This window comes from Aequorivita aurantiaca (assembly GCF_030410135.1).
Classification (GTDB): Bacteria; Bacteroidota; Bacteroidia; order Flavobacteriales; family Flavobacteriaceae; genus Aequorivita; species Aequorivita aurantiaca.
The window spans coordinates 1-25465 of the sequence record NZ_JAUGQQ010000014.1; the positions used below are offsets into that span (position 1 = coordinate 1).

Genomic DNA, 25465 nt, shown 5'->3' on the forward strand with positions numbered 1-25465 from the left:
GACCTATCGGGTACTGAGATCGGCAACGATGACCAGACGGTGATCGAGCTTTGCCAGGAACCAGCCATCGCCATCGTTAAGACCGGTATTTTCAATGACGAAAACCAGAACAATTGTTCAGATGTTGATGAGACAATCACTTATACCTTTACAGTAACAAACGAAGGAAACGTAAGCTTAAGTAACGTGAATGTAAGCGATCCGTTGATTGCTACTATAACGGGGCCCATTGGCGATACTGATAACGATGGTCAGCTGGATGTTACTGAAACGTGGATTTACACGGGAACATATATCATTAATCAAGATGATATAGATTTAGGATCAGTGAAGAATCAAGCTACTGCAGAAGGTACAGCACCAGATGCGACAATAGTAACTGATCTTTCTGATGAAAGCAGTGTTCTAGAAAATGATCCAACTATAATTGAGTTGTGTCAAAATCCAGCAATAGCCATTGTAAAAACAGGTATTTTCAATGATGAAAACCAGAACAATTGTTCAGATGTTGATGAAACAATCACATATACATTTACCATAACCAATGAGGGTAATGTAAGTTTAAGATTTGTTGAAGTAAACGATCCGATGATTGCAATCATTACCGGTCCTACCGGAGATACTGATGCTGATGGAGAGTTAGATGTAACTGAAACTTGGACCTTTACTGGAATATATAATATTACCCAAGAGGATATTGATGCAGGTGAAGTGATAAATCAAGCCTCCGTAAAAGCACTTTCTCCAATGGACGAATTGGTTACTGATCTTTCGGATGAAAGTAGCGTTCTAGAAAATGATCCAACAATTATTGAGCTTTGTCAAGAACCAGCCATTGCAATAGTAAAAACTGGAATATTCAACGATGAAGATCAAAATGGTTGTTCAAACATTGATGAAACCATAAGCTATACATTTACAGTAACAAACGAGGGTAACGTTAGCCTTGGCAACGTATCTGTGACAGATCCTTTAATTGCTACCATAACTGGACCAACTGGTGATACAGATGGCGATGGTGAGCTTGATGTTACCGAAACTTGGATTTATACAGGTACTTATGCAATTTCTCAAAATGATATAGATGCGGGAGAAGTAATTAACCAAGCAACTGCCACAGGTACTGCGCCAGATGCCACAATAGTTACAGATCTTTCTGATGAAAGTAGCGTACTTGAAAATGACCCTACAGTAATCGAGCTGTGTCAGAATCCAGTTATCGCGATTGTAAAATCAGGGACTTTCAATGATGAGAATCAAAATGGATGTTCAGATGTTGAGGAAACTATTTCCTATACATTCACTGTTACGAATGAAGGTAACGTTAGTTTAAACAATGTAATGGTAACAGATCCATTAATCGCAACCATTGCGGGACCAACTGGTGATACGAATTCTGATGGACAACTAGATGTAACTGAAACTTGGACTTACACCGGAGACTATGCTATAACACAAAGTGATATAGATGCAGGTGAAGTGATAAACCAGGCAACTGCAGAAGCTACTGCCCCGGATTCGACCATAGTAAGTGATCTTTCCGATGAAAGCAGTGTGTTAGAGAATGATCCAACGATAATAGATTTATGTCAAAATCCTGCAATTGCACTTATTAAAACTGGTATAGTTGAGGATACTAACGGTAATGGTTGTGCTGATGTTGATGAAACTATCACCTATACCTTCACTGTACTGAATCTTGGGAATGTTACACTTTCCGATGTGGCAATTACAGATCCTTTGGTAACTGTAAATGGAGGGCCAATAACAATGGCACCTGGAACGTCGGATGGAACAACCTTTACTGCATCCTATACAATTACGCAAGCGGATATCGATGCTGGATTTGTTGAGAATCAGGCTACCGTGACCGGTACCGATCCATCTGGTAACACAGTAAGCGATCTTTCCGACGACAACAGTGAATTGGAAGATGATCCAACAATAACTGAGCTTTGCCAAAACCCTGCTATAGCATTAATAAAAGTAGGGGTGCCGAGTGATGAAAATGGTAATGGTTGTGCCGATCTTGGAGAAACAATTGTATATAGCTTTAGAGTTAAAAACACAGGAAATGTGGCGTTGACAAATGTGTCAGTGACGGATCCATTGGTTACTGTAATTGGAGGCCCTATCAATTTAGTTTCTGGTGAAGAAGATATCACAACGTTCTCTGCGGTATATACAATCACACAGTCTGATGTAGATAATGGTTTCATTATTAATCAAGCTACTGTTGAAGGTACTAAACCAAATGGCGAACTAATTTCAGACCTTTCTGACGATAACAGTTATCTTGAAAATGATCCGACTATTACTGATCTGTGTGAAAACAATCCTTCAATCTCTCTTGAGAAAACGGGTGAATTTAATGACGAGGATGGTAACGGTTCAACAGATGTAGGCGAAACAATATCCTATAATTTTGCAGTAACAAATACAGGAAATGTTACGCTTTACAATATAATGATTGCGGATCCTTTGCCAGGTATTGAAATTACAGGAGGTCCAATAGCACAATTGGAGCCAGGAGAAACTGACAGTACAACCTTTACTGCAACCTATGTTATAACCCAACAAGATATTGACAATGGTGAAGTGGTAAACCAAGCCACCGTTACCGCTGAAGATGAGGACGGCACAGTTGTAACAGATGATTCTGATGATCCAACAGATCCAACCAACACTGACAACAATGGTGACGGTGAACCAGATGATCCTACCGTAATTGTACTGCCAGAAGTATTGGGCGCTACCTTTGAAATTTATAACGGTATAACTCCAAATGGAGATAATATGAATGATTTCTTCTGGATAAAAGGTATTCACAACTATCCAAACAACAATGTGAAAATCTTTAACCGATGGGGTATTCTTGTATACGAAACGGATGGTTACGGTCAAGGTGATGACGACAGCATAAATACATTCAAAGGCGTTTCAGATGGAAGAGTAACCGTAGATAAAAACGAAGAGTTACCAACCGGAACCTATTTCTACATTCTAACATTCCAAGGTGAAAACCCTGGTAAGGACAGCTATAACGGATATTTATATATTAACAGATAGAAAATCAAAAAAATTCCTGGGAGGAAATTCCCTCCCAGGATTAAAATACATAACTATGAAACACAGTTATCTAACACTACTAATTTTGATTTTACTTGGCACGTTTTCAAGTAAAGCGCAGCAGGATCCACAGTACACACAGTATATGTACAATACGCAGGTGGTTAATCCGGCATATGCAGGAAATCGTGAAGCCTTAAGTTTTGGTTTGCTGTACAGAACCCAATGGGTAAATTTTGGAGATGGTGCTCCCAATACGGGAACATTCACTGTCAATTCCCCAGTAGCGGACAATATGGGCCTTGGTCTTTCAATTGTCAGCGACAGAATTGGACCTTCAGTGGAAACCAACTTTAATATTGATTATTCCTATAGTATTAATACCTCGGAAACGGGAAAACTATCTTTCGGGCTCAAGGCAGGTCTAGACATTTTAGACTTGGACTTTTCCAAACTTAATCTCCCGCGCGATCTTTATAGCGATCCTTATTTTGATGAAAACAATATTGATAATAAGCTTCAGCCACAGATAGGCGCAGGTATTTACTACAACACAGAGAAATTTTATGCAGGACTTTCAGTACCAAACTTCCTAACTACAAAACATTTTGATGAAAGCAGTATAGTGGACACTTCTGTAGAAACAACAGCTGCTGAGCGTATGCACTATTTCTTAATTGCGGGTTATGTATTTGATCTTAGCGATAATTTGAAATTTAAACCTGCTACTATGTTCAAAATGGTGAGCGGTTCTCCGTTGCAGGCTGACGTTTCGGCAAATTTCCTACTTTACGATAAATTAACCCTGGGAGCTGCATACAGATGGAGCGCCGCTATGAGCGGTCTGGTTGGGTTTCAAGCAACTGATCAAATATTTATTGGTTTCGCTTATGATTATCAAACAACTGATATTGAAGCTTACAGTGATGGCTCCTATGAAATTATGCTTCGCTTTGAATTATTTAATAGACCGGAACGAGTGCTAACCCCGAGATTCTTCTAAAAATCAAAACTATGAATACAATAGTACGCAACATATTACTATTCGCCTTAGTGGTTTTTACTGCAGGCAGTACCTTTTCTCAGCAGAAGGATATTAAAAAAGCAAACAAAGAGTTTGATAAATATGCCTATATAGATGCTCGAGAAATCTATTTAAAGGTAGTAGCCGATGGTTATGAATCAGCCGAAATTTTCAAAAAATTAGGAGATACCTATTACTTTAATGGCGACTATACCAATGCAGGCGTTTGGTATGATAAACTAGTAAAACAATTTCCCGATCAAATGGAGCCGGAATACTATTATCGAGCTGCACAATCATTAAAAAGTTTGGGCAAATTCGAAGAATCTGACGCACTTTTGAAGAACTTTGTGGCAAATGGCGGAACAGGGTTGGTAATCATATCTTACGATGATGACTCTGATTATTTAAAGAGTACTGTTTTTAAAACCAGGGATTTTGTAATAGATAAGGTGAGCATAAATTCCTCCACTTCTGATTTCGGTCCAACGTTTTACGGAAATAATAAATTAGTATACGCCTCGGCTGGAAATTCAACGGGTACAAAGATTAATGAATGGACTCAAGAACCCTATTTGGACCTATTTATAGCGGAGAGAGCTGCAAACGGAGAACTCAGCAATCCAATGAGAATTGGCGGGGATATAAATACTGAATATAACGAATCGACAGCTACTTTTTCCAAAGATGGCAATACGGTTTATTTCACAAGAAATACATATTTAGATGGTAAAAAAGGTCTTGACAAATCAAAAAAGTATAAAACTTTACGATTAACCCTTTATAAGGCAACCAAAACTGGAGATCAAAATTGGTCCAACATTGTGGAACTTCCCTTTAATGATAAGGAATTCTCCATTGCCCATCCTGCTCTCAGTCCCGATGAAAAACGATTGTATTTTTCTTCCGATATGCCTGGTACTATCGGTATGTCCGATCTATGGTATGTTGAAATCCTTGGAAATAATAATTATAGTGCGCCAGTAAATTTGGGACCTAGCATAAACACTGTGGCACGGGAATCCTTTCCTTTTATTAGCGAAAATAATAACCTTTATTTTTCCAGTGACGGTCGCTCAGGCTTAGGCGGATATGATATTTTCGTAACTCCTCTTGATAAGGAAGGTAACCCCGGCTCTATCACAAATTTGGGTGCTCCAACAAACAGTGCCAAGGACGATTTCGGTTTCATTATAAATGAAAATGATCGTATTGGCTATCTTTCATCAAATAGAGGAGGGGATAGAGGCAGTGTTGATGACGATATCTACTTAGTAAAGGAAATCTGTTCCATAACAATTAAAGGAAGAGTTTTCGATGAGGAAACAAATGATCCTTTGCCAGGAGCAACCGTTTCCTTACTGGATGAAAATAACCAATTGGTGAGCCAGACTACTGCGCAAAATGATGGAACCTACAGTTTCGTTGGGGATTGTGATACACAATACACGGTGAGAGGGATTAAAGAAGGTTACAATCCTTATGAAAAAATGATACAAACCCCGCTGCTTTCAGGAGTTATTGATGTTCCACTTCCTCTGAAACGCATCGGACCATGTCCGCCGAATGATTTGGGATGCAAACTGAACCTGCAACCAATCTATTTTGATTTTGATAAATCAAACATTCGTCCTGACGCTGAAATTGAACTGGCGAAAATCCTTGCCGCAATGCGAGAGTATAAAGAATTGGTAATTCACATTGAATCCCATACAGATTCTCGAGGCAATGACAGTTACAACAAGGCTCTATCGGAAAGACGAGCACAATCCACACTTAAATGGCTTGTTGGAAAAGGTATTGATGCTAGCAGGCTAACCGCTCGTGGATATGGCGAATCACAACTCGTAAACCAATGTACAAACGGAGTGCCGTGTACAGCAGAAGAACATCAACTTAATAGACGATCGATGTTTATTATTAAAGATTAAATTAACCAAGTTTAATTATGAAAAAGTGCTCAATACTTGCTATTGAGCGCTTTTTGCTTTTAAAACATCTTCCCTTTTTGTACTTTTGGCCAAAGGCAATTTAAGAAATGATAGAAGAAAAAGTTATTCTCGTAAATGAAAAGGACGAGCCATTAGGGCTAATGCCAAAACAGGAAGCCCACGAAAAAGGAGTGCTCCACAGAGCCTTTTCGATTTTTGTTTTTAATGATAAAAACGAGCTCATGCTTCAACAACGGGCACTGCACAAATATCATTCTCCGGGACTTTGGACAAACACTTGTTGCAGTCACCAACGCGATGGCGAAACTTCTATAGAGGCCGGAAAAAGAAGGCTTTGGGAAGAAATGGGATTTGTTACCGATATTAAAGAAACCACCACATTTATTTATAAGGCGCCTTTTGATAATGGCCTCACAGAACATGAACTTGACCATATTTTGGTGGGAAATTTTGAAGGAGAGCCCAATATTAATAAAGACGAAGTAGCAAACTGGAAATGGATGGGGATTGAGGAAGTAAAGAAAGACATTCAAATTAATCCCGAAATTTACACTGCTTGGTTCAAAATAATATTTGATAAATTTTACCAACACTTACTGGTATGAGCTTAACCGTATACAGAAAAGCCCACTTTAATGCCGCGCACAGGCTTTTTAGAAAGGAGTGGAATGACGCCAAAAATTTTGAGGTGTTTGGCAAATGCAGCAATCCCAATTATCACGGTCATAATTATGAATTGGAAGTTGGCATAACCGGCAAGATAGATCCCGCAACTGGGTTTTTGATGGATTTAAAAATTTTAAATCGAATAATTGAAGAGGAAGTTGAAACTGCCTTCGACCATAAAAATTTAAATATTGAAGTTCCCGAATTTGAAAACCTCAACCCGACAGTCGAAAATATTGCAATCGTTATTTGGAACAAAATACGGTTACGAATCGATTCTCAATTCGATATTTCCATAAAACTTTATGAAACCCCCCGCAATTTTGTTGTGTATAGCGGCCAATGATGATTAAAGATTCCCCTTTATATCCGCTAAAGTTTGAACCCATTTTAAAACAAAAAGTTTGGGGAGGCAAAAAGTTAAAAGTTCACTTCAACAAAAACTCAGAGGAAAACATTGGCGAAAGTTGGGAACTTTCGGGAGTTGATGAAAATGTTTCCATAGTTGCCAACGGTCCACTTAAGGGTAAAACTATCAATTGGCTTTTAGAAAATTATAATGAAAAATTGGTAGGCGAGAAAACTTTTAAAAATTTCGGAAACAAATTTCCATTGCTTTTCAAATTTATTGATGCCCATGAAGATCTTTCCGTCCAAGTTCATCCCGATGATTTATTGGCAAAAAAAAGACATAATTCCTTCGGTAAAACAGAAATGTGGTACATTCTTGAAGTAGAAGAAAATGGGCGACTTATATTGGGTTTTAATCAAAAAATGACCAAGCAAATCTATTTGGACGCACTGTCCGAAAACAGGATCACGGACTTTCTGAAATCTGAAGAGGTTAAAAAGGGTGATGCGTTTATTTTAAAACCTGGAACGGTTCACGCCATTGGCGCCGGTGTTCTGCTTGCGGAAATTCAGCAAACCTCGGACATTACTTATAGAATTTATGATTGGCAAAGATTAGACACAAATGGTCAATTAAGATCCTTACATACTGATCTTGCTTTGGAAGCTTTAAATTTTGGTCCTTCCAACGCGCGAATTCATTATGAGGATAGCAATGATAACCCAGCATTCATTGGAAAAACCGAATTTTTTAGTGTAAATAAACTTAACCTATCAAAAAACCATGTGCGGAATTTGGAACAAATACCTTCCTTTACGGTCTACATGTGCATAGCGGGAGCCGCTATGATTGAAACTGAAAATTATTCGGAAAGAATAAATAAAGGGGAAACCATTTTAGTTCCGGCTCAATTGTCTGAAATAAAATTTATTACGAACTCCGCCAGCTTTTTGGAAGTGTACATTCCGTAAATGTTTGTACCTTTGGCCGATTTTATAAATCATTATAAAAGAAAACAATTAATTATTTAAAAAATAAGAATGGCAAACGTTAGAAATTTAAAAAAGGATATCAACTATGTTTTGGGCGATATTATTGAAGCAGTTTATATCTGGGAATTGACCAATGCAGATAAAGACAATAAAAAAGCGGAAGCAATTATCGAGGAGGCGATTACAACTTTTGATGAATTGATTACAAAAGTGAACCAGAAAGATGTTGAAAATAAAAAGAAGCATTTCAAAGCTGTAAATATGGAGCTTGAAGAACGCGGCAGGAATCTAATTGATAAAATTAATTCCCTATAAAATAGAATCTGTTTTTTTACGATCTTTTATAAAAGACTCCAATTCCTTCCCGTATTTGGAGTCTTTTATTTTTGGAGTCAAAGCTTTATACACCGTATCCAAATATTTAATATTGGAATCATAAACCTCACTCAACATTAAATACGGTGCCACCTCCTGATCCTTGTGGTTCATGGCAAAATTTATGGTTGCCAAATATTTGTTTGAAAGCAAGGCCCGTTGCCGCTGCTCAATTTTCAATAGGGAAGAATCGGCAATATTATTTCCGAGCTTTAATCTATCCTCAATAAGCCCCAAGTTTTTTATTACATATCTGTCTTTAAGCTTCAAATACTCCTTCAATGATTTATCATTTTTAGAACCCGTAACCACGGCTGCGCTCCCGAAATTTTTCAAATTAGTATTAATATTTATTTCTCCGTTTTCAGCAAAAAATGGAATGCGATCATCCCTCAAAGTACCGTCCTTCAAACGAACATAGAGGTAGTAAATTTCCGGACTTTCAATTTTTTGGGAAAAAGAAAAATTTGCATTTCCATCAACGGTCATTGAATCTACGGTTACCAAAAGGGTATCCTCAATTTTTTGCAAGAGAAGTGTTCCTTTTTTTAGTCCTTTTACAGTGCCGGTAAGATTCATTATTTCTGTATCCGTAGCACAGCTCCATAAGCTTAGCATTACAACTGCAATTGATAAAAAATAGCGCATTTTGAATGTATTATATATTGAAGACTCTGTGAATCCAGAGTTCCCTTTAACAATTTGCAAAGATGTAAATAAATTTTCGAAAAATTATACTGCCGAAGCCAATTGCATCATTACTGTACAAATAATGGCCCCTATGGTTCCAATGGCATAACCGAAAACAGCCAAAAGTACCCCAACCGTTGCCAGCGAAGGGTGAAAAGCAGAAGCCACAATGGGGGCAGATGCCGCTCCACCAACGTTTGCCTGACTTCCCACTGCTAAGAAAAAGTAAGGCGCCCGAATCATTTTCGCTACTGCAATCATTAGGCCGGCGTGTACCGCCATCCAAACCAAACCAATAACTATTAGCCATAAATTATTGAAAATTAGAGTAAGGTCCATTTTCATTCCAATAGTTGCCACCAAAATATAAATGAAAACACTCCCAAATTTGCTTGCTCCAGCACCCTCATATTGTTTAGCTTTGGTAAAGGATAGCAGTACTCCAATAAGAGTGGTTATGGATATCATCCAAAAGAAACTGGAATCAAGGAATGTAAATATATTTCTAACAATTCCTTTTGGAATACCGTTTACTAGTGAAGTGAAATAAGCACTTAAAATATCAGCTCCGAAATGTGCAAAACTAACCGTGCCGAAAGCAATAGCGGCAAGAATCATCAAATCTGTCAATGTTGGGTTTCTGTCTACTTTTCTCGAATAATCGGAAACTTTTTGTTTCAAACTTTCAATTGCTGAAGTGTCAGCCTTCAGCCATTTATCAATTTTGGCCGATTTCCCAATTCCGAATAAAATTATAGCCATCCAAATATTGGCTACTACAATATCCACAAAAACCATCCCTCCATAAAGTCGAGGATTATAGCCATATATTTCCAACATTGCAGTTTGGTTGGCGCCACCGCCAATCCAACTTCCTGCTAAAGTGGAGAGTCCACGCCAAACGGCATCGGCGCCTTCGCCACCCACTGCCTCTGGGTGAATGGTGCCCACAATCAAAACAGCCAAAGGTCCCCCAATTATAATTCCAGCAGTTCCTGCCAAAAACATTATCAATGCCTTGGGACCTAAGTTAAAAACACCTTTTAGATCAATGCTCAGCGTCATCAATACCAAAGCGGCCGGCAACAAATAACGGCTGGACATATAATATAAGCCGGTGCTTCCCGCCACAACTTCCCCAGTTTCGGAAACGGAGGTCCATTCGGGTGAAACAACTCCCGAAGTGGTGAGCAATGCTGGCAGGAAATATGCCATGAACAATGCGGGCACAACTCCGTAAAATTTCTTCCAAAAACCTTCAGTTCGAGCAGAAGTATAAAATATGAAGCCCAACGCTAACATTAAAATTCCAAAAACAATGGTATCGTTGGTAAAGAGGGGAGTTGTATCCTGAATTATTGCGGTAGTTGTTTCTTGCATCTTTTAGTGTTTTGGCGCAAAATACAATTATTTTTTAATTTGGATTATCTATTGATGAAATCACCCACTGTATTAATCAATTCAGGCATTACGGGAAGATTGTAAATATTATAGGATTTGCTGTTTTCCAAATCGTTGCCTTCAATTTCTTTGAAGATATGGTTCATTTTATGAATGATTTTATACTCGGCGTCCGGTTTCGCATTTTTTAGTTTTTCAGCTTCGGAAACCTGTATTTGGGTATCCTTATCACCATTAATTATCAACACCGGAATTTTCAGTTTTACGATTTCTTCTTGAGGGTCAAACTGCATCCAAGTGTAAATAAAGGGTTGAATTTGTTTTCTAAAAATGGATGCCAAACCCGGACTATAATTATACGCCACTCCGTTAGCGCGAAGATCATCAAAGGAAGTGCGGGCATTATCCACTAAACCGGGGGCCTGTTCGGAAAGTTGGTCAACAATAACATCATCAATTTCCTGTCCGGCTCCGGCAATAGAAATAAATCCATCTGCTCCGTTTTGCGCTGCGACCATTCCTACCAAAGAACCTTGGCTATGGCCAATAATATGAATTTTTGAAAATCGGGAGTCTTTTTTGAAATATTCCAAAATTGCGACGGCATCTTCGATAAAATCGCTGAAATGAATATTTTCTTCATTTAAGCTTCGTTGCTTCATTTGTTTTACAATTCTTTTGTCATAGCGGAAACTCCCGATGTTTTTTGAATAGAGTCCTTCGGCAAGAAACCTCAAACAATTGTTCACAATCATTTGCTGATTTCCATTTCGGTCCGTAGGCCCGCTATCGCCAATAATTATTGCCAGAGGCGTTGCTGTTTTGGTTTCTGGTAAAAGTAGCGTACCGTCAATTAGGGGAGTTATGCTTAAATCTTCAGAATTATATTTTTTTGTCTGTGCGGAAGCCATTATTCCGAAACAGAGTAAAAAGATTGGGATGTAATTTTTCATGTATATTTTTTAAGCTGCGCAAACAGTTCATGTTTAACAAAGAAAGCCAATTAATATTATTTCCCATTAAATATTTTTGATGATACTATACTAGCAGAGATTCAATTTCTTAAATATTGGATTATATTGGTTTCGTTATGACAATACGAAACCTATCTTTGTCTTTTAGGAAGAAAAGTTTTCAATAACTAAATTTTATTAGAATGAAAAAGTTTACCGTAGCGTTATTGGTTGCCCTATTTTCAACAGCAATTGCCGCCGCAGAAGATTGGGGCAAAACGGGTCATAGGGTAGTGGGTGAAATTGCCGGACACTATTTAAGCAAAAAGGCGAAGAAAGAAATTAGAAACCTTTTGGACGGCCATTCGCTCGCGTTTGTCTCAAATTATGCCGATGACATTAAAAGTGATCGGCAATTTGATGCTTTCGGTCCGTGGCACTACGTGAATTTTCCTTTTGGGGAAAAATATGAAACCCATCCTAAAAGTGAAGAAGGCGATATAATAAAGGGTATAGATAAATGTATTGCGATTCTGGAAAATACTAGCAGTTCAAAGGAAGAAAGGGTATTTTATTTAAAAATGCTCATCCATTTTTTAGGCGATCTGCATCAACCTTTGCATATAGGTTTGGAAGAAGATAAAGGCGGCAATGATTTTCAAGTGCGTTGGTTTAATGACGGCACAAATTTACATACCGTTTGGGATTCCAAAATGTTGGATTTTTATGATATGTCCTATTCCGAAGTAGCCTTAAACGCAACTGTGCTTTCAAAAGAACAAGTTGAAGCAATAGAAAAAGGAACCGTGGTGGATTGGATGTACGAGAGTCGCGAGCTATGTGAAAATATATATGCCAATACGGAAATTGGCCAAAAGCTAAGCTACAAGTATATGTATAAATACATGGATACGCTTCGTTTTCAGTTACAAAAAGGCGGCATAAGACTGGCAAAAATCCTTAATGAAATATTTAGTTAGGAAGCAAAATCTTTCACTTTAATCAGTGGTACAACTTGGCTTAAATTCTTTATGTATAAAGAAACGCCCAATACATCAAAACAAATTGTAACGGTAGACGAATAATAAGGATCCATTTAGGTAGTTTTAATGCGGCTTCCTTATGCTGTAACATATAAATATGGACCGGTAAAAAAAGTAGTAGCATAATAATAATTCCCCAGGCAGCTTCACTTTGGGTGTTTTTATTCATTAGCATAAAACCTAAAATCATTTCGGCAATACCACTTAACATAACCATTGCCTTGGGTGATGGAATGTAAACGGGCATTATGCGCTCATAAAGTTTTGGTTTTCGGAAATGGTTCATTCCCGCAAGAATGAGGAGCACTCCCATCAAGTATTGATGCCAAGGTAACATATCGGTAGTTTTGTTTTTAAAAGTAATCTTTTTGGAAGTTTTCTAAAGACAAATTTATAAAAAGTGAAAGCCTTCCTGTATTTAGCAGGAAGGCCTTCTTTAAATTACAATATATATGAAAAAATTACTCTTTAATCAAACGCTTCACAGTATTAGCGGAGTCACTAATAATCTGCACCATATAAACACCGGAAGCAAGTGTTGAGACATCAACAGCCTTTTCGCCCTGCATCGAACGAAGGTCCGTTTGGCTCACTAATTTACCGTTTATATCATAGATCATCATTTTCTCTAGTGAAATGTTGGTCTTGTTCACAAGGTTCACCATGTTGTCCGCTGGGTTGGGGTATAAAGCCAAGCCTTTGTCCAATGAATTCTCGGCCACGCCGATGGTGGTTTCTACGATAAGCTCGAAATCACAAGTTGAAGTGTTGCCATACTCGTCAGTGGCCGAAAATGAAATGGTGTAAGTGCCATCAGACAGCGGAGTGCCGGGAGCAGGATCCTGGGTAGTAATAGTCACGGGATCGGTACAGTTGTCATCCGCAATTGCCTCGCCGGTGGCGAAATAATCAGGCAAGATATAGAACAGGTTGCCAGCTCCGGGATCAACAGTTTGGTCCGCAGGGCAAGTAAGTTCTGGTCCTAATAGATCTACTACTGTAATTATTGATGTACAAGAAGCAATGTTTCCACTGGCGTCGCTTGCAAAAACAGTTACAGTTATTGGTGCTCCTATATCAGCACAACTAACAGTAGTAACATCAACGGCCAATACTGTAATTCCACAAGCGTCAAATGACAATGGGCCTCCAGGAATTTCCGTGAAGAATGCAGTACCATCAGAATTTGACAAGGTAAGATTCCAGTTGGCAGGATCAAATTGACCCTCAAATCCAGGCATAAAGTTGCTTATTACAGTTTCATTGTTTCCGAAACTATTGTCGTCAGTCTGTGAACGGAATCCGAAGACATCACCTGGGGAAACGGCTACAGCCGCACTTCCGGATTGATTGCCTAAGGCTGGATCTGTCAACTGAGTGTAAGTTCCATTTAATAAATATCCGAAGCTATCAAAACCAGGGGAATCGTTAGAAGTATAATCCCAGTCAAAAGTGATAGCTGCGGCTTCTGTAACGTTCACTGTGAAGTCCGTCAATCCTTCAGTTCCGGAGGAATTATCGCTGCCAATTACCATTACCTCATAAGTTGTAGGCATACTGGCCAATAACGCCATAGGGTCGACCGTTGCGCTACCGTCTGGACCCAATTCAATTGTGGTATCCTGACAAACTAAGATTGGTGCAATATTATCTATGACATTTACGGTAGCGAAACAGGTAGAAACATTACCACTATCATCGGTAACAGTAACTTCCACGATATTTTCACCAAGGTCTGCACAAGTGAAGTCTAATCCACCGCTACCACCGCCTGTAGTATAATGGATTACACCGTTAAATATTCTAGGTGCGAAAATAGGAGTAGTAAATGGAGTGTTGGATGCAGCACCCAAAGCCATAGCCATATCAGCATTCGAATAGTTTTGGTTGGTTCCATCGCCATTTGTATAATAATGTGAATGACCGCTATCTAATACTAAGGCCATACCATAAGTGGTATTTGCCGTTAAAGTTATTGGAGCGGCCAGCACTGCGTTTGAAGGCATATCAATTCCCGCGCCGGTTCCAGTTCCCGAAGTTGCTAAAGTCCATGCGCCAGGATTGGACTCATTGCCCACATAAGTTCCTACCAAAGTATAAACATCTAAAGTGAAACTTCCCGGATCTGCTGTATTTATATCGATTTCAGCAACCTCCAAATCGTTTGGACCTACAGTGACATCAAAATACACTGCTCCTCCCGGCGAACCATTATTTCCAGAGGCAAACAAGGTTGCCAAAGAACCCACTGTACCTCCTCCTGCACCACCAGCAGTTACTGTGTAACCACATGCTTCATTCACATTAATCAATAGATCATTAGGATCTACACTGGCCATTCCATTTGCATCAAGGTAAACGTCAAGACCACCACCGGAACCGGCCTCATAGGTCAACAAGAAATTGTCAACACCAGCACCCCAGTTCCAACCAGTTTCATCATCCCAAGTAAATTTTACTTGGAAGTTAGCGTTTGCATAAGCCAATACGTCTATGGCACCTGTATTGGTGGGATTTACATCGGCGTTGTCAGCTAGGAATATTTGTTGCCAAGCACTACCGTCCCAAACTTCACCTCGCAATAAGCCCAGACCAACAAAATCTTGCAGGGCATAATCAAAGGACATCTCGGCGGATGTGGCTCCGGTTAGATCATAAACTGGAGACAACAATTCAGCAATATTATCCTCAGAGCCTATTGCATCGTCATCAAAAATGGCCGCATTTGTTGGGAAATCACCACCCGTTGGCATATCGCCCGAGCCGAATGTCCAGTCTGCAGAACCCAATACTATATTTGTGGACCAGCCAGCAGGAACAGAGGCTCCTTCAAAATCTTCCGTTTCGGTGAAGGTTCCTACGCCACCTATACAGACAATTTCTGGTGCGGTAACGTCTTGGACAGTTACCGTAGCGGTACAGGTTGCAGTGTTCCCAGCGTTATCGGTAACTGTGAGGGTTACCGTATTTGCACCCGTCATCGAACAATCGAACGTAGAAACATCCAAGGTCATGCTCGCGATTCCACAGTTATCTGTTGAGCCGTTGTCAATATCCGCTCCCGAAATGTTTACACTGCCCGTTGCTGGATCGAGATCAACTGTTATATCTTGACAAACAGCTATTGGAGCTTCGTTGTCCAATACAGTTACATTAAATTCACATGTAGATGTATTGCCATCGCTGTCGGTCACGGAAAGTTCCACTGTAGTATCGCCTACTGGAAATGTACTTCCGCTAGCGGGAGTGGCGATGATAGAAGAGGAGATGTTACCGTCCTCATCATCAAAGGCAACTCCGGCAAAGTTTGCTACGGCTCCACAAGTACCAGCAGTATTGTTTATAACAATATCAGCAGGACAGACAATTGTGGGTGGGTTGCCTACAACAATAGAATTCTCAATAAAATTAATACAATAGCTAAATAAGGTTCCGCTATCGCCTGCAGCATCATCACAGATTCGTAACGTCCAATCGCCATTGATTGACAATCCTGCCAACAAGGAATTTAAATTGCCTCCTTCTGCAAGATAGTTGGCTGCGGGCACACCGCCAGTCCAGCCAGTAATGGCGTTTACGGAGCTATCGGTAAAAACTAAAGTAGCGGGAGAATCTAGACCTGTGTTTCCGCCATTATCTGTTGAGAGTTCAACGGTAACGGCACCACCTGGAGATACGAGAAAAATATCCAGATCATTCGCCCAGGAATGGGTAAGTTCAATTTCAATAGACTCCAATTCATACTCCCCAGCGCCAGATCCCACTATTCCGGTTGAGGAAACTGTTGCGGGTGCTAGTGTGGGGAAATCACAGACTGCACTTCCGCTTCCTGAAGCTGGAATAAGCCGTGGAACTCCGCCATCGCATTCTGCTACCGGACCTCCGCCTAATGATTCTCCATATACTTGGAATGGCAGACCTTGGGGTTCATTTGTTCCAGGGGTAGTGTCTAGAGCAGGATTATATGGTCCTCCTGCCAATGATTGAAGCGCGTTTCCAGTATTTGCTTGTCCTAGAATAGCAATTGGAGGTGCCCAAGGTCCGGAGCCTAAGGTTCCGCTATAATTCCAATCCAGCCAGTAGGTGCCTGCATTTAATGTGAGTCCGACAGGTGCAACAGTAACTTCCATAATTGGTCTATTAGTGGCAACTGTGGTTTCAGAATCTCTATAAACGTTGCTCCATGTTGTTGATGCAAGAACATTCGTTGTGGCATCGCCCCAAATAATATTACTTCCCACCACACCGGGAATTCCATCCCAAATTCGGAGGGTTATTCCAGTAATGGTAGATGTTGTTGTCGATCCTGTTTGATAGGTATAAAAGCGAAACTCAGTAATGTTATAATCATCGGTTAGGGTAACATCATCGGCCATTCTATTGTTGGCAGTGGTTTGCGCGCCAAAACCTAAGATGTTCATGCCCAAGGTTGTATTTTGCAACCTACTTCTGTCCGGTGGAACATTAATAATTGGTCCATTGTCATAAATTAAACCAGGTGCGAGCGCAGTTGGGGTATAATAAGTACCCGTGTTTGGAACTGCCCGACCGAAATTTAGAAAGGGTTGAGTGGTAGTTACCGTACCATTAATGGATTCAGATGCTTGTCCGAAGGCTCCAATGGTGAGAACTAAGCACAACAAAAATGTTATGCAGTGCGTAATTTTTTTCATAATCAATATATTTAAAGTTAGAACAATAAATATATGTTAAAACTTTCACATGAATACCCATATTCTAAAAAACTATGTTAAAATAATGAGCATCTCATTTAAATTTATGAAAAATAGTTTATTACCTAAAAAAAAGCCATTCCAATTTTGGAATGGCTTTTGAAAAAATCGCCGTGGAAGTTTATTTAATCATTTCATAACTGCGTTTTATAAACGCGGTGAGGTCTTCCCCTTTTAAGAGATTTTTGCTCAATTTTGCCAAATCTAGAGCTTGGCTTACTAAACGTTCTTTCTTTTTTTCTGTTTTGGTATTTAATATTTCAACGACCAATTCATGATTAGTATTTATTATTAAATTATACATTTCGGGAAAACCGCCCATTCCGAACATTCCCCCACCGCCGGTTTTTTGCATATCTTTCATTCTGCGCATGAATTCTGGTTCAGTAATGATGAACGGGTTTGCGCTGCTGTCCAAGGCTTCTAACTGTACGCTAAATTTTTCTTTTGGAATAACTCCATCCAAAAATGTTTTCAGACTTTCTTTTTCATCATCTGTGAGTTTTGAGATTTGCGTTTCATCTTTTTTGATAAGACTTTCAATGTGATCACTATCCACACGGACGAATGAAATTTTCTCTTCGCTGCCTTCAATTTTTTGGAGCAAGTGGGTAACAATCGGCGAATCCAATAGCAAAATTTCATAGCCTTTTTCCTTGGCCGCTTCAATATAACTGTGCTGTTCCTCTTTGTTGGAAGCGTACAAAATAACAAGATTTCCATCTTTGTCCGTTTGAACATCTTTTATCTTTTCCTTTAATTCTGAGAAGGTAAAATAGGTGTTTCCGACGGTAGGAAAAAGAGCAAAATCCTTTGCCTTTTCGAAGAATTTATCTTCGGTAAGCATTCCATATTCGATCACGATTTTAATGTCGTTCCATTTTTTTTCAAAACCTTCCCGGTCATTGTTGAAAAGGCCTTTGAGTTTATCTGCAACTTTACGGGTAATGTAACTGGAAATCTTTTTTACTGCGCCGTCAGCCTGAAGATAACTTCGCGATACATTCAATGGAATATCCGGACTGTCAATAACACCGCGAAGCATTGTCAAAAACTCAGGAACAATTCCCTCCACATTATCCGTAACAAAAACTTGATTTTGATATAGCTGGATTTTATCCTTTTGGATGCTCATATCATTGGTCATCTTTGGAAAGTAAAGAATTCCAGTAAGGTTGAAAGGATAATCTACATTCAAATGTATGTGGAACAGCGGTTCCTCAAATTGCATTGGATACAGTTCTCTATAAAAAGATTTATAATCTTTATCTTCAAGTTCCGTGGGTTGTTTTGTCCAAGCCGGGGTGGGATTGTTGATAATATTGTCCACCTCTTCAGTTGGGGCTTTGTCATCTTCTTTTGCACCTTCGGGTTTGGGAAGCTTTTCGGTGCGAGTGCCGAACTTGATTGGGATGGGCATGAATTTGTTATACTTCACCAACAATTCGCGGATGCGGTTTTCTTCCAAAAATTCGGTAGAGTCCTCTGCAATGTGAAGGATTATTTCGGTACCCCTTTCCTTTTTATCAGTTTCTTCAATGGTAAACTCTGGCGAACCATCGCAAATCCAATGTACCGCTGGTTGGTCTTTAAAACTTTTGGTAATAATTTCTACCTTTTCGGCAACCATAAAAGCTGAATAAAAACCAAGTCCGAAATGTCCAATAATTCCGGCGTCCTTTCCATTTTTGTCCTTATATTTTTCTATGAATTCCTCCGCACCGGAGAAAGCAATTTCATTGATGTACTTTTCTACTTCATCCTTTGTCATCCCAATTCCTTGGTCAATAATACGAAGTTGTTTCTTCTTTTTGTCCAGTTTAACTTCAATGATTGGATTACCATACGCTACTCCATCAGCCTCCCCAATATTGGTTAAATGTTTCATTTTAAGAGTGGCATCCGTAGCATTGGAAATTAACTCGCGAAGAAAAATTTCATGATCGCTGTATAAAAACTTTTTTATCAGCGGGAAGATATTATCCACTGATACATTGATAGTTCCTTTGTTCATAAGTTTAAAATTTAATGCTTATTTACTGATTATGCATTTGATTAGTCAAATAAAATACCAGAGCATGATTTTCTGCCACCTTGTCACCAAAAAACTTTAACAAAACTTTGTTTAATGCTTTAACAATTAACGTGAACAAAGATTGGTATATTTACGATTAGATAATTGAATATTGAATTGCTATGAAAAAGTAAATATTCCATTATTTAATTGGTTAGGTTGTTTAAGAAGGGCACATTATTGTGCCCTTCTTTGTTTATACAGAAGTCACAATCTGTTATGCGTGCATATTATATAAAATCCAAATTCATTTCATTGCCAAGAGCTATATACTTATCTTTCCCATCTGTTTAAATGTTCAATAAATATGTATACTTCGAAAATTACTGGTTTAGGATATTATGTGCCCGAAAATGTAGTAACCAATGATGATTTGGCGAAATTAATGGATACCAGCGATGCTTGGATTCAAGAACGCACTGGCATTCAGGAACGCCGACATATTAAAAAAGGTGATGGCAATTCTACATCGGTTATGGCAGTGAAGGCATCAAAAATTGCATTGGAGCGTTCCAATCTTGAACCCGATTCCATAGATATGATTGTTTTTGCTACGCTAAGTCCGGATATGTATTTTCCGGGGGGTGGAGTGGAAGTCCAGGAAATGATGGGAATGCGTACTATTCCCGCCCTTGATGTACGCAACCAATGCAGTGGCTTTATTTATGCACTATCCGTAGCGGACCAATTTATAAAGACTGGTATGTATAAAAATATATTGGTAATAGGAAGTGAAAACCACAGTGGAGGATTGGATTTTTCCGATAGAGGAAGAAGTGTTTCCGTCATTTTTGGAGACGGAGCTGGAGCCGCCGTGGTTTCAAGAAATGAAACCGGAGCCGGAGGAATTTTATCAACCCATCTTCACAGTGAAGGCAAACATAAAAATGAACTAGCGCTCCAGGGCCCAAGCACTAGGCATTGGGTGCCCGAAATTATAGCGGAAAATCCTCAGGAAAATATTCCCTATTATCCGGTAATGAATGGGCAGTTTGTTTTTAAGCACGCAGTTGTTCGATTTACTGAAGTTATCCAAGAGGGTTTGCAAGCCAATAATTTGGGCTTAGAAGATATTGATTTGTTGATTCCGCATCAGGCAAACCTACGTATTGCTCAGTTTATTCAGCAAAAGCTGAGATTAACGGATGACCAAGTATTCAACAATATTCAAAAATACGGAAATACCACCGCAGCATCCATTCCGATTGCGCTGACTGAGGCCTGGGAAGCGGGTAAAATTAAAGAAGGCGATTTGGTGGTTTTGGCAGCTTTCGGAAGTGGTTTTACTTGGGGAAGCGCCATAATACGATGGTAATTTTCAGACAAAAAAATAAAGAGGTTATTTTTAAGACAACCTCTTTCCACAAATCCTAAAAAGGATATAATCCATATTGGGCTAATTCAAATAAATTATAAAATGAAATTTTAGGCATTTATAATTAGAGACGAGGAAAACAGGTTGTCCGTTGCAATAATGTCATTTTTTAACACAACCAGACGTGTCAAATTAAAAAAACAAACCCGAGGCAATTGCCTCGGGTTTGGCTCTTTACTGCAATTATTAACACTAACCATCAACGTAAAAAAAGTAGCAGTAAAGATTAAACTCTAACCAAATATATAGACGCTCAAATGATTGGAATGTTTCATGAGGGCTTTCATTTTAACGAACATTTGTGAATTGTTGGAAATGAGAATTGTATTTTCATAAAAAAGAAGGAAATGAAAAAGACATTAGTATTGGGCGCGAGCCAAAATCCCAGTCGGTATTCCAACCTCGCCATAAATCGGCTGGTGCGATATGGACATCCTGTTGAAGCAGTAGGTTTAAAAAAGGCAACTGTGGCCGGAGTGGAAATTTATACGGAAAAAAAAGCTTTTGAAAATATTGATACGATTACCCTCTATTTAAACCCGCAACGTCAGGTTGAATATTACGATTATATCGTATCTCTAAAACCAAAACGGGTAATCTTCAATCCCGGAACGGAAAATCCCGCATTGTATCAAATTCTTAATGAAAACAATATTGAGGCTGAGGTTGCGTGTACCTTAATACTTTTGGGTACGAATCAATATTAATCCGAAAAATGTTAGCGCCCCGTTTAAAATGAGGATAAAAAACCCAAAATCAAAATTTAAATAGGTTGCGCTCATCACGCTGATGGCGTATCCAAGAAATGGTGTAGCAATGGCAATCACGGGAACCAAACGATCCCTAACCTTCCAATGAGTGAATAGGCCATAGGCATACATTCCCAATAGTGGCCCGTAGGTATATCCGGCAAAAACAAAAAGTTTTGCTATTACGGAATCATCGGCAATAACATATTTAAATATAATGATTACCCCAATCAAAACGAGCGAAACCAAAATGTGAATTAGCTTACGAACGCGAATTTGCTTTGCATCATTGTATTTCTTCTCTATTCCTAAAATATCAATGCTAAAGGAAGTGGTTAATGCGGTTAAGGCACTGTCGGCACTGCTGTAGGCCGCGGCAATCAATCCTATGATAAAGAGAACTGCCACCCCAATTCCAAATTCGTTCTGCATGGCTAGCGTGGGGTATAATTGGTCCTTATGAGCATCTATTCCGTTTTGCTGTGCATACACGGTCAGCAGTAATCCCAAAATTAAAAACACGAAATTTACAATAGTGAGAACAATGGTGAACCAAAACATATTTTTTTGAGCATCCTTCAGGTTTCTGCAAGTCAGGTTTTTCTGCATCATGTCTTGGTCCAGCCCCGTCATTACAATTGCTATGAAAGCACCACTGATGAATTGCTTAAAAAAATAATCGCTCGACTTCCAATTATCAAAAAAGAAAATCTGGCTCATATCGCTTTCAGCAATAAAGGTGAAAAGATTACTGCCAGATAATCCCAAATCAGTTGAAACATAATACACTGACACTCCAACAGCCAAAAGCATAAATAAGGTCTGTAGTGTATCTGTCCAAACAATCGTTTTTATTCCGCTTTTGAAAGTATATAGCCATATCAGCAAAATAGTGATGGTAACCGTAACCCAAAAAGGGATTTCCATTTGATCAAAAATAATGGTTTGCAAAACCACTGCAACCAAATAAAGCCTGAAACTGGCGCCTACAACCCGTGACAGCAAAAAAAACGAAGCTCCCGTTTTATAGGATGCCGTACCGAATCTACCCTCCAAATAGCTGTAAATAGAAGTTAAATTCAACCGATAATACAGTGGCAGAAGTACCGTTCCAATAACGGCATAGCCCACGATATAGCCCAAAACTACCTGAAAATAACTGAATTTCGAAGCCTCCACCCATCCCGGGACCGAAATAAAGGTAACGCCGCTCAAAGAGGCCCCAATCATTCCAAAGGCAACCAAATACCAGGGTGACTGTTTTCCTGCCTTAAAGAAATCAGCATTGCTACCTTCCCTATTGGTTAAAAATGACACAAAAATCAGGACCAAAAAATAACCAACTATTAAAAGCAGAATGTGTAAGGGTTGCATAAGATTATTGACTACAGGGGTTTATGGATTCTTTTTTGGTAAAAATACAAAGTTTGGTTTCTCCACCATTTTTATTTTTAATACTTTTGGTTTCCTTGAAAAATTAATTATATAAATACTTAAAAATTAAAAAGATGCGTTTCAAACTACTACTACTTATTGCGTTATTTTTTGGTTCTTTGGCCAGCCAGGCACAAGAATATCTTCAGATGATTGATGCCGGTACTTATAAAGTGCAGGAAATTATAAACAACGCCGAAGCATATTTTGCCAATCGGGATAAGGGCCGCGGATCGGGTTACAAGCAGTTTAAACGCTGGGAATATAACGCTTTGAGAATGGTAAAGGAAAATGGATATCTTCCCACCACTGAAGAGCGCCTGAATGAGCTTCAGCGATGGAACGCATATTTAAACAGTACCGCACAAAACCGTGCTGTTCTATCTGATAATTGGGTGGAATTTGGTCCCAAGGCTTGGAGCGCAACATCTGGTTGGAATCCGGGTGTGGGAAGAATTACAGGTCTGTCCATTGATGAAGGGAATAGCAACCATATGATTGTTGGAGCCAATACCGGCGGCGTGTGGAGAACTATTGACGGCGCACAAACTTGGACACCTCTCAACGATTATTTTTCGAACCTCTCGGTTTATTCGGTAACCATTCATCCCTCAAATGCCGATACTTATTTTTTCGGCTCGACGGGCGGAAGAATATTTAAATCCACTGATGCGGGTGCCACATGGAATCTTCACGGACAAATAGGAAGTAGCAATGTGAATAAAATTCTTATAAATCCATCCAACCCAAATATGATATTTGCAACAGCAGAGAATGTTGGTATTTACAGATCAATGGATGGTGGCGCCACTTGGGTGAAAGTTATTGCAGGAGATAATAGAGGATATGACGTAGAGTTCCAACCGGGCGATCTATCGGTAGTTTATGCCTCAGGTAGTGGTTTTCACAAATCTGTTGATGGAGGTGCAACTTTTACCACCATTAGTGGATTTTCAAATGGACCAAAAATGATTGGCGTTTCAGCAGATAATGCTAATGTTGTATATGTTTTGGAAGCTGCCAATGGTATTTTTGGCGCATTTTATACTTCAAATAACACTGGTAACAGTTTTACAAAACTTAACCATGGAGGCCTGAACTTTTTCGGGTACAGCACAAGTGGAAACGACAACAGCGGTCAAGCACCACGGGATATGGGAATTGCCGTGAACCCATCTAATGTAAATGAAGTGCACATAGCTGGAATTTTAACTTGGCGCTCCATGAATGGTGGAACCACATTTAGTTGTACTTCAGATTGGATACCCGGAAATGCTGCCGCTGCGAATATTGGATATTGCCATGCGGATGTTGATGATTTAATGTTCTACGGAAACACCCTTTACGCTATAACTGATGGAGGTATTTTCAGAGCCTCAAACACTGGTACCGTTACTGCAAATTATTATGAAGATCTTACCGATGGTTTAGGCATTCGTCAATTTTATAAAATTGGAGTTTCCCAAGAGAATGATTTCAAAGTTTCAGGAGGATCCCAAGATAATGGTACATCTTTTTACTCAGCGGCCACGGAATGGAAAGATTGGTTGGGAGCGGACGGAATGGAATCATTTATAGATAAAACAAATAGCAATATTTTCTATGGAACAAGTCAGTTTGGCCAACTTTACCGCACTAACAATGGAGGCTCAACCTATACTGGGCTTAATGAGCCAGGTAGCGGCTCTGGCAATTGGGTAACACCATTTGAGCAAGACCCCGTTCTTCCAAATACTATTTATGTGGGCTATAATATTATTTATAAATCAAGCAATTCCGGGGCATCTTGGTCTGCAATATCACAGAATTTTGGTGGAAATTTGGATAATTTAAAAATTTCACCTTCCAATAATCAAATCATGTATGCCTCAAGAGGCCCTGTAATTCATAAAACTACCGATGCCGGCGCTACCAATTGGGTTCAAGTCACAACACCTGGAGGCGTAGTTAATTCAATAGCCATCCATCCAACAAATCCCGATAAAATTGCCGTGGCAACAACTAGCGGTAATCGTGTATTTGTTTCCAATGACGGCGGTGCAGTGTGGACTGATTATAAACTGAATCTGCCTAATTTTAGTGCTTTGGCGGTTATTTGGGATGACAATGGCAAGAACGGTCTTTATTTAGGAATGGATTATGGCATATATTATATTGATGATACCTTCACGGATTGGCAACCTTACAGTAACCTCTTGCCAAACGTTATTATAAATGAATTGGACATCAACAATGCAAACAATACACTTTATGCCGGTACGTACGGAAGAGGTCTGTGGATATCTCCGTTAGTGGATAGTACCGTGGGCATTGAGGAAGTAATTTCCGAAAATAGCATAAGCATATACCCTAATCCAGCAACTTCAGAATTTACGATTGCACTGCCAAAATCAATGAAGGCAGAAGTTCGTGTTTTCGACATTACGGGGAAATTGCTTATTTATGAAGCAAACGCCACAATAGCGAATAAACACTCTGTTGACGTTTCCTTCCTTTCTTCGGGCACCTATTTTGTTCGTTTGAATACTGAGGAGGGTACGGCAACCAAAAAGTTGCTTATAAACTAAAACAGTTTTATCAATT

The 25465-nt window shown here is 39.3% G+C and carries 18 protein-coding genes and 1 pseudogene; 12 read left to right on the forward strand and 7 right to left on the reverse strand.

The genetic code is table 11. The annotated features are described in order from the left end of the window. Positions 1 to 39 precede the first annotated feature (39 nt). From QRD02_RS14510 to QRD02_RS13280, 8 genes and pseudogenes are all read left to right on the forward strand, one after another. A pseudogene (locus tag QRD02_RS14510) lies at positions 40 to 372 on the forward strand (DUF7507 domain-containing protein); the annotation flags it as partial. A 60-nt stretch (positions 373 to 432) separates the two neighbouring features. Then, the gene (locus QRD02_RS13250) at positions 433 to 3069 is read left to right on the forward strand and encodes a DUF7507 domain-containing protein (RefSeq protein ID WP_290255442.1); all 2637 of its coding nucleotides are present in this window, start codon (positions 433 to 435) and stop codon (positions 3067 to 3069) included. A 55-nt stretch (positions 3070 to 3124) separates the two neighbouring features. Then, on the forward strand, positions 3125 to 4072 hold the full coding sequence (locus tag QRD02_RS13255) for a PorP/SprF family type IX secretion system membrane protein (protein WP_290255443.1): 948 nt from the start codon (positions 3125 to 3127) through the stop codon (positions 4070 to 4072). An 11-nt stretch (positions 4073 to 4083) separates the two neighbouring features. Further along, complete coding sequence (locus QRD02_RS13260) at positions 4084 to 6024, forward strand: OmpA family protein (protein ID WP_290255444.1); 1941 nt, start codon at positions 4084 to 4086, stop codon at positions 6022 to 6024. Positions 6025 to 6131: 107 nt separating this feature from the next. Next, positions 6132 to 6650 (forward strand): isopentenyl-diphosphate Delta-isomerase, encoded by a 519-nt coding sequence (gene idi, locus QRD02_RS13265; protein ID WP_290255445.1) that lies wholly within the window; start codon positions 6132 to 6134, stop codon positions 6648 to 6650. Continuing rightward, entirely contained in the window at positions 6647 to 7057 is a 411-nt protein-coding gene (locus tag QRD02_RS13270) for a 6-pyruvoyl trahydropterin synthase family protein (protein WP_290255446.1), read from the forward strand. The genes idi and QRD02_RS13270 overlap by 4 nt, the downstream gene beginning before the upstream one ends. Next, positions 7054 to 8034 (forward strand): type I phosphomannose isomerase catalytic subunit, encoded by a 981-nt coding sequence (locus QRD02_RS13275; RefSeq protein WP_353959588.1) that lies wholly within the window; start codon positions 7054 to 7056, stop codon positions 8032 to 8034. The genes QRD02_RS13270 and QRD02_RS13275 overlap by 4 nt, the downstream gene beginning before the upstream one ends. Before the next feature lie 69 nt (positions 8035 to 8103). Continuing rightward, the gene (locus QRD02_RS13280) at positions 8104 to 8370 is read left to right on the forward strand and encodes a hypothetical protein (RefSeq protein WP_290255447.1); all 267 of its coding nucleotides are present in this window, start codon (positions 8104 to 8106) and stop codon (positions 8368 to 8370) included. Here QRD02_RS13280 and QRD02_RS13285 read toward each other — a convergent pair. The 3 genes from QRD02_RS13285 to QRD02_RS13295 all read right to left on the reverse strand — a co-directional run bounded on the left by QRD02_RS13285 (position 8365) and on the right by QRD02_RS13295 (position 11474). Beyond that, positions 8365 to 9078, reverse strand: coding sequence for a DUF4369 domain-containing protein (locus QRD02_RS13285; protein WP_290255448.1), 714 nt, complete (start codon positions 9076 to 9078; stop codon positions 8365 to 8367). The genes QRD02_RS13280 and QRD02_RS13285 overlap by 6 nt on opposite strands. Before the next feature lie 84 nt (positions 9079 to 9162). Beyond that, positions 9163 to 10500, reverse strand: coding sequence for a DUF819 family protein (locus QRD02_RS13290; RefSeq protein ID WP_290255449.1), 1338 nt, complete (start codon positions 10498 to 10500; stop codon positions 9163 to 9165). A gap of 44 nt (positions 10501 to 10544) precedes the next feature. Continuing rightward, complete coding sequence (locus QRD02_RS13295; RefSeq protein WP_290255450.1) at positions 10545 to 11474, reverse strand: alpha/beta hydrolase; 930 nt, start codon at positions 11472 to 11474, stop codon at positions 10545 to 10547. Positions 11475 to 11677: 203 nt separating this feature from the next. Here QRD02_RS13295 and QRD02_RS13300 point away from each other — a divergent pair, with 203 nt between their 5' ends. Beyond that, entirely contained in the window at positions 11678 to 12454 is a 777-nt protein-coding gene (locus QRD02_RS13300; RefSeq protein ID WP_290255451.1) for a S1/P1 nuclease, read from the forward strand. A gap of 49 nt (positions 12455 to 12503) precedes the next feature. Here the strand turns inward: QRD02_RS13300 and QRD02_RS13305 are convergent, their stop codons facing one another. From QRD02_RS13305 to htpG, 3 genes are all read right to left on the reverse strand, one after another. Beyond that, positions 12504 to 12854 (reverse strand): DoxX family protein, encoded by a 351-nt coding sequence (locus QRD02_RS13305; RefSeq protein WP_290255452.1) that lies wholly within the window; start codon positions 12852 to 12854, stop codon positions 12504 to 12506. A gap of 124 nt (positions 12855 to 12978) precedes the next feature. Further along, positions 12979 to 17190 (reverse strand): HYR domain-containing protein, encoded by a 4212-nt coding sequence (locus QRD02_RS13310; protein ID WP_290255453.1) that lies wholly within the window; start codon positions 17188 to 17190, stop codon positions 12979 to 12981. A 181-nt stretch (positions 17191 to 17371) separates the two neighbouring features. Next, positions 17372 to 19264 (reverse strand): molecular chaperone HtpG, encoded by a 1893-nt coding sequence (gene htpG, locus QRD02_RS13315; RefSeq protein WP_290255454.1) that lies wholly within the window; start codon positions 19262 to 19264, stop codon positions 17372 to 17374. A gap of 367 nt (positions 19265 to 19631) precedes the next feature. Between htpG and QRD02_RS13320 the strand changes: the two genes are divergently transcribed. Further along, on the forward strand, positions 19632 to 20639 hold the full coding sequence (locus tag QRD02_RS13320) for a 3-oxoacyl-ACP synthase III family protein (RefSeq protein WP_290255455.1): 1008 nt from the start codon (positions 19632 to 19634) through the stop codon (positions 20637 to 20639). Positions 20640 to 21046: 407 nt separating this feature from the next. Next, positions 21047 to 21406, forward strand: coding sequence for a CoA-binding protein (locus QRD02_RS13325; protein WP_290255456.1), 360 nt, complete (start codon positions 21047 to 21049; stop codon positions 21404 to 21406). On the opposite strand, the gene QRD02_RS13330 is transcribed toward QRD02_RS13325, so the two are convergent. Continuing rightward, on the reverse strand, positions 21377 to 22822 hold the full coding sequence (locus QRD02_RS13330; protein ID WP_290255457.1) for a sodium:solute symporter: 1446 nt from the start codon (positions 22820 to 22822) through the stop codon (positions 21377 to 21379). The two genes, QRD02_RS13325 and QRD02_RS13330, sit on opposite strands and share 30 nt — an antisense overlap. 134 nt (positions 22823 to 22956) lie before the next feature. On the opposite strand from QRD02_RS13330, the gene QRD02_RS13335 reads away from it, so the two are divergent. After that, the gene (locus tag QRD02_RS13335) at positions 22957 to 25449 is read left to right on the forward strand and encodes a T9SS type A sorting domain-containing protein (RefSeq protein WP_290255458.1); all 2493 of its coding nucleotides are present in this window, start codon (positions 22957 to 22959) and stop codon (positions 25447 to 25449) included. Positions 25450 to 25465: the final 16 nt, after the last annotated feature.